The sequence below is a fragment of the Vibrio sp. QJM3NY_26 genome (assembly GCF_057786005.1).
Genome location: NZ_CM173516.1, coordinates 1,716,127 through 1,730,391, shown reverse-complemented (window position 1 = coordinate 1,730,391; position 14,265 = coordinate 1,716,127). Strand labels below are relative to the sequence as shown.

The 14,265-nt window shown below is 42.5% G+C and carries 14 protein-coding genes; 7 read left to right on the top strand and 7 right to left on the bottom strand.

The genetic code is table 11. The annotated features are described in order from the left end of the window. The first annotated feature begins 82 nt into the window (after positions 1-82). From AC3CH4_RS23020 to AC3CH4_RS23010, 3 genes are all read left to right on the top strand, one after another. Positions 83-271: a hypothetical protein gene (locus AC3CH4_RS23020; RefSeq protein ID WP_017079198.1), complete on the top strand. Its 189-nt coding sequence runs from the start codon at positions 83-85 to the stop codon at positions 269-271. A gap of 213 nt (positions 272-484) precedes the next feature. Then, complete coding sequence (locus AC3CH4_RS23015; RefSeq protein ID WP_171310536.1) at positions 485-1,225, top strand: DUF1223 domain-containing protein; 741 nt, start codon at positions 485-487, stop codon at positions 1,223-1,225. A 143-nt stretch (positions 1,226-1,368) separates the two neighbouring features. Next, entirely contained in the window at positions 1,369-2,655 is a 1,287-nt protein-coding gene (locus AC3CH4_RS23010) for a DEAD/DEAH box helicase (RefSeq protein WP_171310535.1), read from the top strand. Between the two features lie 90 nt (positions 2,656-2,745). On the opposite strand, the gene AC3CH4_RS23005 is transcribed toward AC3CH4_RS23010, so the two are convergent. From AC3CH4_RS23005 to AC3CH4_RS22995, 3 genes are read right to left on the bottom strand one after another with little or no spacing between them, the layout of a single operon-like run. After that, the gene (locus tag AC3CH4_RS23005) at positions 2,746-4,101 is read right to left on the bottom strand and encodes an FUSC family protein (RefSeq protein ID WP_488543900.1); all 1,356 of its coding nucleotides are present in this window, start codon (positions 4,099-4,101) and stop codon (positions 2,746-2,748) included. A gap of 13 nt (positions 4,102-4,114) precedes the next feature. After that, positions 4,115-4,975 (bottom strand): HlyD family secretion protein, encoded by an 861-nt coding sequence (locus AC3CH4_RS23000; RefSeq protein WP_054546894.1) that lies wholly within the window; start codon positions 4,973-4,975, stop codon positions 4,115-4,117. Positions 4,976-4,985: 10 nt separating this feature from the next. After that, positions 4,986-5,198, bottom strand: a complete 213-nt coding sequence (locus AC3CH4_RS22995; RefSeq protein WP_054546893.1) for a DUF1656 domain-containing protein — start codon at positions 5,196-5,198, stop codon at positions 4,986-4,988. 237 nt (positions 5,199-5,435) lie between these two features. Between AC3CH4_RS22995 and AC3CH4_RS22990 the strand changes: the two genes are divergently transcribed. Then, on the top strand, positions 5,436-6,350 hold the full coding sequence (locus AC3CH4_RS22990) for a LysR family transcriptional regulator (protein WP_488543899.1): 915 nt from the start codon (positions 5,436-5,438) through the stop codon (positions 6,348-6,350). A 72-nt stretch (positions 6,351-6,422) separates the two neighbouring features. On the opposite strand, the gene AC3CH4_RS22985 is transcribed toward AC3CH4_RS22990, so the two are convergent. The 3 genes from AC3CH4_RS22985 to AC3CH4_RS22975 all read right to left on the bottom strand — a co-directional run bounded on the left by AC3CH4_RS22985 (position 6,423) and on the right by AC3CH4_RS22975 (position 11,000). Further along, a complete protein-coding gene (locus AC3CH4_RS22985) occupies positions 6,423-6,980 on the bottom strand; it encodes a PhnA domain-containing protein (protein ID WP_004730927.1) in 558 nt (185 codons plus the stop codon). A gap of 228 nt (positions 6,981-7,208) precedes the next feature. Next, entirely contained in the window at positions 7,209-9,728 is a 2,520-nt protein-coding gene (locus AC3CH4_RS22980; protein ID WP_488543898.1) for a VolA/Pla-1 family phospholipase, read from the bottom strand. A gap of 18 nt (positions 9,729-9,746) precedes the next feature. Continuing rightward, complete coding sequence (locus AC3CH4_RS22975) at positions 9,747-11,000, bottom strand: outer membrane protein transport protein (RefSeq protein ID WP_237298112.1); 1,254 nt, start codon at positions 10,998-11,000, stop codon at positions 9,747-9,749. Between the two features lie 356 nt (positions 11,001-11,356). Between AC3CH4_RS22975 and AC3CH4_RS22970 the strand changes: the two genes are divergently transcribed. After that, on the top strand, positions 11,357-12,439 hold the full coding sequence (locus tag AC3CH4_RS22970) for a site-2 protease family protein (RefSeq protein WP_488543897.1): 1,083 nt from the start codon (positions 11,357-11,359) through the stop codon (positions 12,437-12,439). An 84-nt stretch (positions 12,440-12,523) separates the two neighbouring features. On the opposite strand, the gene AC3CH4_RS22965 is transcribed toward AC3CH4_RS22970, so the two are convergent. Next, positions 12,524-13,312 (bottom strand): M48 family metallopeptidase, encoded by a 789-nt coding sequence (locus AC3CH4_RS22965; protein ID WP_004730934.1) that lies wholly within the window; start codon positions 13,310-13,312, stop codon positions 12,524-12,526. A gap of 188 nt (positions 13,313-13,500) precedes the next feature. On the opposite strand from AC3CH4_RS22965, the gene AC3CH4_RS22960 reads away from it, so the two are divergent. Together AC3CH4_RS22960 and AC3CH4_RS22955 are read left to right on the top strand one after the other, a co-directional pair. Next, entirely contained in the window at positions 13,501-13,926 is a 426-nt protein-coding gene (locus AC3CH4_RS22960) for a hotdog fold thioesterase (protein WP_004730936.1), read from the top strand. 77 nt (positions 13,927-14,003) lie between these two features. Beyond that, complete coding sequence (locus AC3CH4_RS22955) at positions 14,004-14,237, top strand: DUF3389 domain-containing protein (protein ID WP_004730938.1); 234 nt, start codon at positions 14,004-14,006, stop codon at positions 14,235-14,237. Positions 14,238-14,265 lie beyond the last annotated feature (28 nt).

Here is a 14,265-nt window from a genome sequence, read left to right as displayed (position 1 = left end):
GTCATTTTTTAACCTGCAAAAGATCACCTATTATTCTTGTCATCAGAACGAACCACATAAACAAATTTATAGAGAGGCAATCATGGCTCAAGCAATGCAAATGAATACTATCGCTGTTCCTAACTCTATGGATAAGAAGACCTACTCGGTTAACATCAAAGGATTGATTGCACACATTTTCGATATTCTTTTCGTAGACAACTCTCCACGTAGTTACTACGCAAGCGACCTATCTGGTCACATGCAACGCGATATCGGTATCAACCGTTAATCTCTGCGTTAACATGTAAAAATATAGAATTTTAAAAAACGCCAGCTTCTAAAGCTGGCGTTTTTTTATCTGAAATAAGCTGTGCATCTAAAATAAGCTGTGTATCTGAAATAAACTACACATCTGAAATAAACCCAGCACCTGAAAGAAATACTTAGGCATAACGGTCTTTGTTTGAGCGCCAGTAAATTCGCTTTGTACGAGGATCTCGGTATGTCACACGCCACACGCAATTCATCATTGATTAAACTTTGTTTATTTGCCTTACCGATCGGCGCCTATTCCTCTGTGTCGTTTGCACAAATCTGGAGTAACGAAGGCCAGCCTGCTCAGGTTATTGAGCTGTTTACCTCTGAAGGTTGTTCGAGTTGTCCGCCTGCTGACACGTACCTTAGTACTTTTGCAGATCATCCAAAACTTTGGACCGAGGTCATACCGCTTGCTTATCACGTAGACTACTGGGATTACTTAGGCTGGGGAGACAAGTTCGCCAGCAAGGCATTCAGTCAGAAGCAGCGTTTATACAAAGCTTATGGGGTAACAAGTGGCGTTTATACTCCGGGCTTTGTTGTCGATGGAAAAGAGTGGCGTGGTTACTTTAATTGGCTAGACAGAACGTTGCCTTCGCTCCAACAACAAACTAATCCCAAATTAACAGTGAACCATAAAGGCGATACGTTCAACGTGAGTTACGAAGGCAAAGGGGATTATGTCGCTCATATTGCCTTGTTGGCGATGAACGAAGTCACCAGCGTTAAAGCGGGCGAGAACAGAGGTAAGAAACTTAAGCACGATTTTGTCGTGGTTTACGACGGCTATCAACGTGGTGAGTCTGATTGGCAATTCAATATCGATTTCTCTCCTTTAGTCGCCACGCCAGATGCTGTAGCCGTGTGGTTAACTGAGCTCAACTCGTATACGCCAGAGCAAACGGTAGCAGGGTGGCTTAACTAAATTTGCGATAACTTGATATCTGGATGTGTTTTAGAGGGGCTTAATCGCTGAAACACGGGAGAAAGGGGCGATTTAGTTACGTAATACTGCTGAAATACGTTAATATAGCGCGCTATTATTTTAGCTTTGAGTTCCTGCAATTAATGACTAACACCACAACACCAACCAACTTCTCTGATCTTGGCTTAATCTCTCCTTTGATGGCTCGTTTAACAGAGCTTGAATACCAACAGCCAACGCCTATCCAAGCGCAAGTTATTCCAAGTGTGTTAGCAGGACGCGACCTAATTGCAGGTGCAAATACGGGTTCAGGTAAAACTGCAGCATTTGCACTGCCGCTGTTACAACAAATCCATGAAGATTCACCTTTAGACCGCAGAGCAGGCAAAGGTAACTTTGTGTCTGGTCTTATCTTAGTTCCTACTCGTGAACTTGCTAAGCAAGTGGCTGACAGCGTTAAGTCTTACGCAGTACACTTCAATGGTGCGATCAAAACGGTTTGTGTATTTGGTGGTGTATCGGTAAACACTCAGATGCAAGCGCTACGTGGCGGCACTGATATCTTGGTGGCAACACCGGGTCGTTTACTTGACCTGATCTCAAGCAACGCTATCAAGCTAGATAAAGTAAAAACGCTAGTGCTTGATGAAGCTGACCGTATGTTGAGCCTTGGCTTTACCGAAGAGCTCGATGCTATCTTGAAGCTATTGCCGAGCAAGAAGCAAACCTTGTTGTTCTCTGCGACTTTCCCAGAGCAAGTAAAAACGCTGACTCACGAACTACTGAACGATCCAATTGAAGTTCAACTTCAAAGTGCTAATGCAAGCACATTGGTTCAACGTGTATTCGAAGTTGAAAAAGGCCGTAAGACCGCATTGCTAGCGCACCTGATTCAACAGCACGAATGGCGCCAAGCTCTGATCTTCGTTAATGCGAAGAACAGCTGTGAGCACTTGGCAGACAAGCTTTACAAGCGCGGTATTATCGCGGAAGTATTCCACGGTGATAAAGGGCAGGGTTCACGTACTCGCATCCTTGAAGATTTCAAATCTGGCGAGATCGACGTTCTTATCGCGACAGACATCGCGGCACGTGGTCTGGATATCGAAAAGCTACCAGTAGTAATCAACTTTGACCTACCACGTAGCCCATCAGACTACATGCATCGTATTGGCCGAAGTGGTCGTGCGGGTGAGGTTGGTCTAGCGCTATCTTTGATCGACCACGAAGATTACCATCACTTCACAATCATTGAGAAGAAGAACAAAATCCGTCTTGAGCGTGAGCAAATTGAAGGTTTTGAAGTGGATGAAGAGGCAACCGCTGAACTTGTTGCTGCATTAAAACCCGTTGCGCCACCGGCTGGTACAGGCAAGAAGAAAAAGAAGAAAGCACCTAAAAACCAAGATGTTTGGTTGAGAAACAACTGATATGAGTCAATAAAAATAGAATTTCTAAAGGCGCTTAATTGCGCCTTTTTGTTTTTATTATTCCAAGTTTAGCGAATCCGCGTAACGAGATTAAACGACACTCTTGACTCTAAAGAGGTCAGTAAATAATTTGCCGATCATCAAAATGATGAGCAGTGTGGTTAACATTAGCAAAGGTGTTTGAATCTGATAAACCGGTGTTAGATTGAGCGCGCCAGATGTAAGGACGACCAACAGGTTAATGCCAAGTATTCGGTGTATCATCAGTTTAGGCGTTGCGAACACTTTCCATATCACCATGCTATTAATGAAATAGAACAGTGCCAATTGCCACAATTCAGTCATCATCGGCATGATAAAGATGTATTGAAGCAAGATAACGGTGCCAGTGCCAATCACACCGAAAAAAGCATCTTTGATAACACTTGGTGGCATCGTAGGCAACATGGAAGAAAATACGCCTGCAATCATCGGAAAAATAAAACCACCCGGCACAGGTAGATATATCCAAACCAATAGCGACGTTACGAACATCGAGACTCCTTGTAAAACTTTTCTCCCATCTTCATCTAGGTGTTGAACAAAGGTACGGTGCTCATGGTGCCAAGAAACGTTTTTCTTCTCACTCTTCACAAACGGCACATCATCAATCAATGATAAGTGCGGCGCCATTAACTCTAGTTTTTCCATTTTTTCGGTGAGAATTGGCCAATCAATAGGTTGAGTCAGTTCATCAGAGGCGAGTTCAAGCAGACGATCTTGAATATGAGCCATTTCACAGACTCGTAAACGCCACGCATGGATATTTTGTTTTAGGTGATAACTGCCAGTGAGCGGTAAATCTAACAGTTGATAAAGCTTCTCAATATTAGCGGTATTGGACTCCAATGCTTCTATATCTAAGTTGTTAGTGTTGCTCATTGCTGTTATCAGCGTTTCTCTGCTTGTTTCAAATCGTTGTACGAAGTTTTGTTCAGTGTTTACCGGCCAGATTAGACGATAAACAATTGAGAAGGTGATAACGCCTAGCAAAGTTTCTTGTATTCGTAGTACCGCAAAATAAAATGTAATTTGGTTATCGAATCCGCCCATGCAAGAGATGATGGAGCAGACAGCAAAGCCTATAGAAAAGACATAACCGTATTTTTCATCACTCGACATGAAGATGCATGTACCGAGAAATAAGGTGAAAAACATCAGAAACAGAAAGCGGTCCTGAGAAAACATCGCTATTAAGAAAAAGGCATAACCCGTCCCTAACAAGGTTCCCATTAATCGGTTATGGCCTTTGTTTATTGAATGGGCAAAACTCTCGTTCAATGCCATGACTGCAACCGCAATTGCCGCCCAATAGGGCTTCTCCCACTGAAACCACAACGCAAGGCAGATAGAGATAACAATCGCGAGAGAAGCCTTAATTGCTTCTTTGGTCGATGCACTGAACATAAATGCCATCCAACTATTTGATTATTTTGATTGAAGCTGTCATGCCGACACGAAGTTGCAAGTCTTCAGGCACGTTATCGAGTACTACTTTAATTGGTATACGCTGAGCGAGGCGAATCCATTGAAAATTTGGGTTCACGTTGGGAAGAAGGTTATTACCAGTACTGCCATCTTGTGTCGCAATGCCAAAACCAATACTTTTAATATGGCCTTTTAATTGAACATCATTGTGCATCATGAGCGTGACGATAGCTTTGTCGTTTGGTGCAACGTTCACAAGATCAGTTTCTTTGAAATAACCTTCAATCCAAAAACTATCCTCATCGATTAATGCCACCACAGGGGTATTAGCAACAACTTGAGAACCTTCACGTAGGTTTAAGTTCGTGATGAAGCCATTCGTTGGAGCGTACACCTTGGTGTATTTGAGATTTAAATGTGCCTCTTCAACATTGGCCTTTGCTAGTGCAACGTTAGCTGCATTTGTCTCAACCGCATTGTTCAGGTTATTCAAGGTCAGCACTGGCAGCGCGCCAGGCGTTCTTTTTTCTAAGTTCAACGCGCGTTGCTCTTCGTTTTTAGCTTTTGCTAAGAGCGCGCGAGCCTGTTTCTGTGTCGCGAGTGCTTTATTGTAGGCTGCCTGATAAATGCTTGGGTCGATCTCAAACAGTAGATCCCCTTTAGCTACCTGTGAGTTGTCTTCAATATGGACTTTGGTTACTTGCCCGGTGACTCTAGGGGTAATCGAAACGATGTATGCGCTGACCTGACCATCTCTAGTCCAAGGATTACTTGAATAGGATTGGTAATAGCTATAAACCACAGAGCTTGCGGCAACGACCAGTAGTAGCGTGATGAGATAACGTTTAATCAAGGTGAATGCCTCAGAAAATGGTAATAAATTGGCCGATAACGCCGACGAAAATAACGATTAAGCTTATTTCGGCTATTGCAGGAAAAGCGACATATTTATGTAGCCCAAGTTTTGTCGCGATTGAGCCAGTCAATATCGTCAATACATACGCTAACGCGATAACCAAAAGCAAAGGCGGGAAGTAGATCTCACCCCACACGAGTTCATGTGGCATTGTGTTCATGGGTCTGTCTCTATCGTTTGAAGAAGGTTACGATAAAGGAACTATGGCAATGTTAATAATCGTATATAGAGGATCGGATCCATCAAACGTAGGTAGGTTTAGGTATATACTAGAAAGAAGAGTTAGCAAAAGGCACAAATCATTAGCTATTTAGATCCGTCTTTTTATCATTATTATTCTGATGCAGTAGATATTTTTCTATTTCATATGCATGACTAAGAAAGTAAGCACATCAAAATGAACTTTAGTATTGAACAACTTCTCGCGTTTGTGACCGTTTATGAACAACGGTCATTCAGCAAAGCAGCAGTCAAACTCAACAAGCACAGAACGACCGTCGGCCAGGTTATTACAAATTTGGAAGATCATCTTGCTGTGCATCTTTTTGAAAGAGTTGGCCGCTCTGTTGAACCAACGGAGGACGGGCACCTCCTTTATCACTACGCAAAACAGACGATTGAACAAGCTCGTACTTTTGACAAAGTAGCGTTGAGCCTTTCTTATGGTGGGTTAGAGAAAATAACAATCGCGTATTCTAGTTTCGTTCCACAACGTGTTTTGGTGGATATACGTAAACGACTTAAGCACGACTTCCCAATGATGCGAGTGAACTTTCTGGTTAGGAATAAGAACGAAATTAAACAAGGAATACAAAGTGGGGAATATCACTTTGGACTTGTGAATGCTCACAATAGCCGAGCGATGCATAGTTTTGATTCTACCTTCCTTGGACACTTTGAGTTCTACCCATTCGGACAAAAAGGTGGAGAACTATCACATATAAATAAAGACGAAGTATTAGTCGCACTAAGGAACTCAAAACAGTTCGTATTGAAGTCTCTGATTGATGAAGGGATGTCTGAGAAGATTATTGTTAGCTCTGACTATGAGGAAATCGATCAGCTTTCGTTAATGATCAAAATGCTTGAAGAGGGTTTTGGATGGGCACTTCTTCCTAAGGCATTTTTTACCGACTCTGAATTTTCAAAACATTCAATCGAGCCCATTCACTCTGCGCAAATGGTGGAAGGATTCAAATTTGGATTCGCGTTGTGGTGTCCGCACTCAAAACAAGTCAGTGGTATCAAAGGCTCTTTGGTGTCTGTTATTAAAGAGTACCGCGAGCAACTTATTGATAGTTTTAAGTCGTGAAAATTTGAGATATTAAAAAGGCGCTAATTATTCATTAGCGCCTTTTTAGATTTTGTTCAGCGAAAAGAAGAATTACTTCTTACGGCAGAACTCAGCGATTACGTACATTGATTGACCGCCGTTTGTTTTACCAGAAACAAGCTTAGGATCGTCACCAACGCTGATGCCACGGATAACAGTACCTTGCTTAATCACTTGGTTAGTACCTTTGATTGGCAGGTCTTTGATTACTGTTACGTCGTCACCTTTTTTAAGTTCAACGCCGTTCACATCAAGAGGTTTGTCATCAGCAGACATGCCGATTTGTGCCCAAACTGATGTTTCTTCTTCAAGGTACATCATGTCTAGCGCGTCTTGAGCCCAGCTTTCAGAGTTCAGACGAGTAAGTTGACGCCACGCCATTACTTGAACTGGCGCTTCTTGGCTCCACATGCTGTCGCTTAGGCAACGCCAGTGGTTGATATCTTTTGGATCGTCAATCTCACCCAGGCATTTGTCACATACCATGATGCCGTGATCCACTGTTACGTGGCTGTGTGGCGGTACTGCGTATGCAGTAAGAGAAGAATCAGAACCACATAGTTCACATTTAGATTGGCAGCGTTCTAGCATCGTAGCTTCAGAAGACATAATGGACTCACATTTATTAGGTATTAAATTACGGGGCTATTATCCACTTTATTTACAATAAAGAAAGAGGTCGTACGGTATTCTGTCTTGATTAATTTTAGCTGAGATCAACCATTTGTGTTTTAAGGTTCTATGCAAACGGTTAACTAGGGGAATTGTTCGAACGACAGATACAAAAATGCCAGCGGTTAGGCTGGCATTTAGAGGGTAGTTTATCTCCGGAAACGTCTACTGAACATTTTTAGAAGCATCAAGTAGAGTATCATCTACCGCTAACGTTCCAGTGGCGTTACCTTGAGTAAGAGTAAACTGGACGATTTGAGAGGTCATTTCTGTATTTGCAGCAACATCTGCACCAGTAGTGCTCGGTGAAATTACAGTTGAATGCCCAGCTGAAGAGTTTGCGTCAAAGTAAGAAGCAACTCTCATCCCCGAAGCATCGAGTGCAGTATTAACCAAGGATAATTTCTTAAACAGTGGTTCAGTTCCGGCTGTTGGAATCTCAGCAACAGAGTTTGGTATTGTTCCATCACCATCTGCTTGAATACCAAGTACAGGTCCGGTAGTTGTAGATGCAATATTATATGGATCAACGTTATCTAGAACTGTTTGCGCAGCATACATGAATGAAGTCAGGGTAGAGTCAATTGTCGCTTTAATTGCTTTATCTGAACTCGACGCACTGTCACTACTTAAGGTCGTATAATACTCAGTAAAGCAAAGGCCACCTGACTTACTGACTGGAGCACAGTTACTTGAATAGTGTGCTTGGTACTCTGTTACACTTGATAGGCTAACGGTATGCTTGATTTCAGGAGAGAAAGAACCTGAATTAAGCAAGAAAGGAGCAATGCCACCACCAGGGTTAGCAAGGGTTGCACTTGTATAACTAAACATAGAATCGATTGCAGGGTTCAACACAGTGTTACCTACCGTGTAAGAGCTGATTCCCGTAATAGCCCCAATAGAATGCCCAAATAGAGAGACATTCGCTTTATCGAGGTTACTGAATGCGGCATCTGTAGCTGAATTTAAAGCAAAACGAACTCCAAGCCCATCAATGGCGCTCTGACGTATGTTATCTCGTGCAACGGGTAAATACTCAAGATTCATATAAACGGTAGGTGTTGTTGGTGTCGTGACAACATCAGCACTTAGTGCGCGTTGACCGTGAAGTGGTTGGTCAATAGCGATGATAGCGTAAGGCTTAAATGGAGCTGCACCATTTATTGCGCCACCAATGTGTTGCATAGCGTATGCGAAGGCACTTTCCTTTACACTTGTAATTCCGTGCTGGTATTGAAGAATAGGTAAGTCACTACCAATTGCTCCACCTTCTGGTACAAACATTACGAATGGCACTGATTTCACTGCGCGAATTTGAGGTACAGCACTGTATTTGGTCATGATACGCGCACTGTCTAACTGTTCTCCATCTGCGAGAGTTAACTTTTCGCCAATAAGTAGTTGTTGATATTCTGCAAGATAAAGTTGGGTCGCAGGTTCGGTGATACCTAAGCTAGCAAGTTGTGTCGTGATCGCTGTTTTATCTTCGTTACTACCTGAACTTAGAATGTTTAGTATCGTTAGAACACTTGGCATTGCGCTGCGCCAAGGCATTGTTTTCCATTCATCATCTGTTAGTGAATCGGACAAGAAATACGGTAGTTCAATCGTCCCGCGATATACCTGAATCGAAGCTATTGCAGCATTAGAAAAGTTTGTATTGTAAGCCGCAGTAAGTTGGTCTGCTGCTGCCTGTCCAAATGCCGATTTAAAAACATCATCGTTTTGAACTGCTGTAGCAAGGTCTTCTACTGTACTTGAAACATTAAAAGTATATAAGCTGTCTAAATCAGTCGTCGAAATATTGTTTGGATTCGCTAGGTTCTTCCATATGTCCGAAGGGGAAACGGCTGGGCTGATTGTTTGAGCAATCGCTGCTTTAGCACCGTTCATTACGTTACCTGCCGACGCAGTAGTAAACCAAGATGAGTAGATGATTTCATCGGAGCTTGATACAGAACCATAGCCTGCGAATAACGCTTCAACTTGATGGATGATTTTTTGTGGTAAATCGAGCGAGCCTGCTTGGTCTATATCTGTCGTTTTTAAAGACGCGTAGGAGCTTGATGTTCCTAGTGGTTCATCTGCGCTATCAATAATTGAGTCAGTTAATGCATAAATGTAGTCAGAGCTAGGATCTAAACCTTTAAGAGGTAAAACTTGTATGGTCTTAAAATCGCTAGATGCCACTAAGTAGTCAACGCCAGCAGTTAGCGCAGTAAAGTTAGACATGACACCAGTGCTCAGATCAACATCGACTTTAGCAACTTTTACCCCAGCATTGAGGTGCGCACTAAACGGTGTCGTCCCGTTCATCACGACATCATTCTTCAACGTTCTGTCACTAGGAAGGTTCACATTGATAGTGAACGGCATGATAGTACTCCAACCATCAGCTTCTCCCATTGCTACTTTGGGATCATTCAGTAATCCTGTTGAACTTGCATCTAACGGGATGTTCAGAGTGTGATCGTTAGTATCGAACAAGAAAAAAGAAGGAAGAGGGACATCCGCTTCATTACCTAAAAGCGTAAAGCTAATTTTTGAGCTTCTAGCTAATGATTGGTTGATTGCATCGGAATAAGGTGCAGCCGTTGAATCACCGGAGCTTTCACTGTTGTCCCCACAGCCAGCAAGAAGTAATGCTGAGCATACGAGAGATAAAGAAAATTTGTTATTCATGTAATTATTCCCGTACGGTTAGTTGAACGTGTAGTTAAGTTGTATCGCTGAAAGGTAAGCAACGCCTTCAGCATCAAATGTAAGCTTTTGTCCTGCTGCATCGGTTTCGGTAAACGAGCCGCTTTCGCTTTGTACTAATGCAAATGCTGCATCGACAGTCATGTTTTCAGAAACTGCATAAGTTAAACCGGCTGAATACCACATACGGTCGCTATCGGGGATGCTTAACGTTGCTTCACCAGCTTGTTCGTCATATGCCAAACCTGCACGTAGAGTCCAGCTTTGGTTAACCATGTAAGTAGCACCAACAGACCATCTTTGGTTGTCTTCGTAATGCTCGGTTTTTAAGAAACACTCATTATTTTTACAATCTGAACTCGTTGCTTTTAATTCTTTGAACTTACTCCATTTGGTTAATTGCCAACCATAGTGTATTGCCCAAGCATCGCTAAGTTGATGAAAAGCGGATAGTTCAAAGATATCGGGTAGTTCAATTTCTAAACGTCCGGTAGTCTTACCTGGAGCGCCACTTTCCATTTTTAAGCCGGTGTAATCAGTGAACTCTCCGTCATCAAAATCAAGTTCGACAGATGAGCGATAGCCAAAACCAAAACGGTTATTTTCATTCAGTTCATACAGCGCACCGACATTCCAGCCAAAAGCAAACGTTTCACCAGTCATTGATATCAGTTTGTCACTTGGCGATCCGCCAACAGGCAGACTGCCTTTGTGTCTATTTAATTCAGCTTCCGCATATACCAGATTGATACCAGCACCGAGGCTTACGCTTTCATTTACTCTGTAAGCAATGTTTGGATTTAGGTTTACGGACACCAAAGATGTGTCACCGGCTAAATCACCTGCATAAATATCGTCGGGATAATCAGTAGCAACGCCATATGTAGTGAACATGCCAATCCCCCATGCCCATTTTTCATTGATTGGACTGATGTAGTAAGCGGCTGGGACTATTTGCAAAGGGGCTACGTCAGAAGACTTCTGATTGAAATCGCTATCATTAATTTTGGTTTGAGTGACGTTAACCTCTGGATCAACGATAGAAACCGCGCCTGAAAATTGGGCTGTATCAAATAGGGTCATTGCGGCGGGGTTTCTCGCTAGTACACTCGCGTTATCAGCTACAGCACCTTCACCTGAAAATGCGCGACCAAGACCTGAGGCAGAGTGCTCAGCAACTTGGAAACCAGCCGCAAGTGAATTACATGCAAATAGCACAGAAAGTGAAACGAGAGAGCGTTGTATTGTTTTCATCCTTGACCCTCCTAGGGCATCAAATCTCATTCTTATTGTTGAAAACACACTGAGCGTTTTTGGTGCTTAAGCTCTAATGTAAACGACATGTTAAATTCATGTTTAATATAAAGTCAAAGAATGAGTTGTCATTTTGTGAAGTAATATTTTTAAGGGGCGGCACTCTAACACTAATAATATAATTACAATCAATGATTTATGGGTGGTTGGAGGTGTGACCAGAATGTTTGTGTTAGGTGTTGGTATAAATAGTGTTCAACTGCTCAATATGTAACAACTTTGTTTATGTTTACCGTTTATCGTTAAATCGGCATAATATCGATTCATATTGATAGTCATTAAATTGGGATTAAAGTTTGGAATTACTCGCGATAGAGTTTCTTGGAAAACCACTTCGTTTAGAGGGGTCAATGGCAGGGTGGCAACAGTTGTATTGGGACAATACTTTGGTGTCCCAATTAGATGCAACCACAGATCAAGATGACGCTCGAACTCATGCATTTACTCTGCGCGCAGGTGAAGAAACGTTGCAGTGTCACGTTGAGGCGACCGTTCAGTGGCAACCGTTTGAGATGACCTATAAAGCGACCGTGAATGGCCAAACCGTTACCGAAGGCAATCGAAACACCAAAGATATCGAGCAACAAACACCGGTTGTCGCACCAAAACCAGAGAAGCGTTTTAGCTTAATCGGGTTAGTTTCGCTGGGAATGAAAGCCCTTAAGAGTGCCAAGTTAATCAAGGTGGTACTTGCCTCTGCGAGTTTAGCCGCTTACTCATGGCTATTTTCAATTCAGTTCGCTTTAGCCTTGATCGCTTGTTTAATGTTCCATGAATATGGCCACATCAGAGCAATGAAATACTTTGGAATGAAGACCAAAGGCATCTATTTGATCCCATTCCTTGGAGGCTTGGCGTTATCCGATGAAAAGATCAATACGCGCTGGCAAGATGTAGTTATCTCGATCATGGGACCATTGTTTGGCTTGATATTGTCATTGATATTTATGGTGTTGTACTGGGCGACTGGCGAAATGTTCTTCGCGGGGCTTGCGGTATTTAACGCCTTGTTAAACTTGTTTAATCTATTACCGATTTTGCCTCTCGATGGCGGACATGTACTAAAAAGTATCAGTTTCTCGATGAACAGTGTGCTTGGTATTGTCCTGTGTGTTGCGGCAGCTCTTGCTGGCGTGGTACTGAGTTATCAGTTGAATTTGACCCTGTTTGGCTTCTTATTGATTATGGGCAGTGTGGAAATACTATTCGAATGGAAAGGGCGTCACCACAGTCACTTGTTGCCATTAGACAAATACGGTCAAGTCGTGTCGTTTGTTTGGTATGTGGGTCTAGTGAGCAGTTTGATCGGTGTTATCTGGTATTTTGCATCTACTGGTGATCAGCTATTAAGCCTACCATTGCAAATTCTTGGTACTTAACAAGAATCAAAAACAAAAAATGCCCTAAACAATATGGATAGGGCATTTTTGTATTCGAAGTTTAGCGTCTAAACAAATGTAAAATTACGCTTTGCAATTTGGTCTTGGTGAACCTGATTGAGGTAACGTTTTTATCGTCGCCTGTAGATCTTTGATACGCGTACTGTGGGAAGGGTGCGTAGACAGCAATTCTGGCGGTTGGCTACCACCTGATGCTTTCGCCATGTTTTGCCACAAGTCGACGCTCTGTTTAGGATCGAACCCTGCCTGAGCCATATATTCTAAACCAACAACATCGGCTTCTGATTCCTGAGTTCGGCCATACGGTAGAATAACCCCGTATTGAACACCTAAACCTAGGGCAGCCATTGTCATTCCTTGGTACTGTTTGTATTCTGATGCGCCTAACGCAACACTGGTAATGGATAAACCAGTATTAGCGATTTGAGACTGAGATAGACGCTCATTACTGTGGTCAGCGAGAACGTGAGCCACTTCGTGTCCGATAACCGTTGCGAGTTGGTCTTGATTGACCGCTACCTTAAGTAACCCTGTGTACACACCAATTTTGCCACCCGGCAAAGCAAAGGCATTCACTTGGTCACTATCAAAAACAACAACTTCCCATTCACTAAAGCCTTGTTTTGGAATATGTTGAGTAATGCTATTTGCAACGCACTGTACATAAGCGTTCGTTTTCGCGTCTTTACTTATTGGCTGTTCTTTCTTCATTTGTTCAAAAGATTGCGCCCCAAGTTGAGACATGTCTTGATCAGAAAAAAGCAGTAATTGGTTTCTTCCTGTCGGGGAAGCGCTACATGCGGTTAGGCCTGCAAGTGTGAGAAGCGAGGCAAACTTCATCCATGACGTCATACAATATCCTCTGTGTATTCGGTTTTTATGCATGTTAACATCAACTTGCGTAATAACTAAGAGCTGTAAGATAAGTATTGTATTTAAAAACATTGTTATCGTTAAGATCACTATTAACGATAATGAAGCTATTCACTTACTAATAAAGCGATTCACGCACTAATAAAGTCAATAATTAAGGAACCCATATGAGTATTTGGAAAAAGCCCGTTGACCTAGATACCTTCAACGCGACCTCAAAAAATACCTTAATTGAGCACCTCAACATTGTTTACACAGAGGTAAACGATAATTCCTTAGTGGCAACCATGCCGGTTTGTCATTTTACGCACCAACCACTAGGCATGCTTCATGGCGGCGCATCGGTTGTGCTAGCTGAAACGCTTGGCTCATTGGCGGCTAATTTCTGCGTACCAGAAGGCTACTATTGCGTTGGCTTAGATATCAACGCGAATCACGTAAGATCAATGCGTGAAGGCCATGTTATCGGTACGGCTGAACCTATTCACCTGGGTGTCTCTACCCAAGTATGGCAAATCAATATCACTGACGAGCGTCAACGCTTAGTGTGTACGAGTCGATTAACGATTGCCGTGAAGAAACATAAGCGATAATAGAGTAGGAAGCAGTTAACTGTGTACTATTTAGAATAATAGTAATTTGTATTTAAAAGAAGTAGCTAGAGAAACCGATGGTCATAACGTTTAAAAGTGGAAAAGTTATCGCAACCGCACATGAGCTGGTTGTTCGTTTAGATGGTGAACATAGAGTCACGCTGCAAGCCCAAGTTGATGCGATTCAATTAATTGGAAAAGGGGCAAATGTCATTTCGGCGAATGGCTCTGAGTGCAAGTGGTCAATTAAATTAGATAATGAACAACAGCTTCGTGACATCGCCAATGAAATCGGCTGTGATGTGATGTAACCGTATGCTGCAAAAGTACTTAGCCATT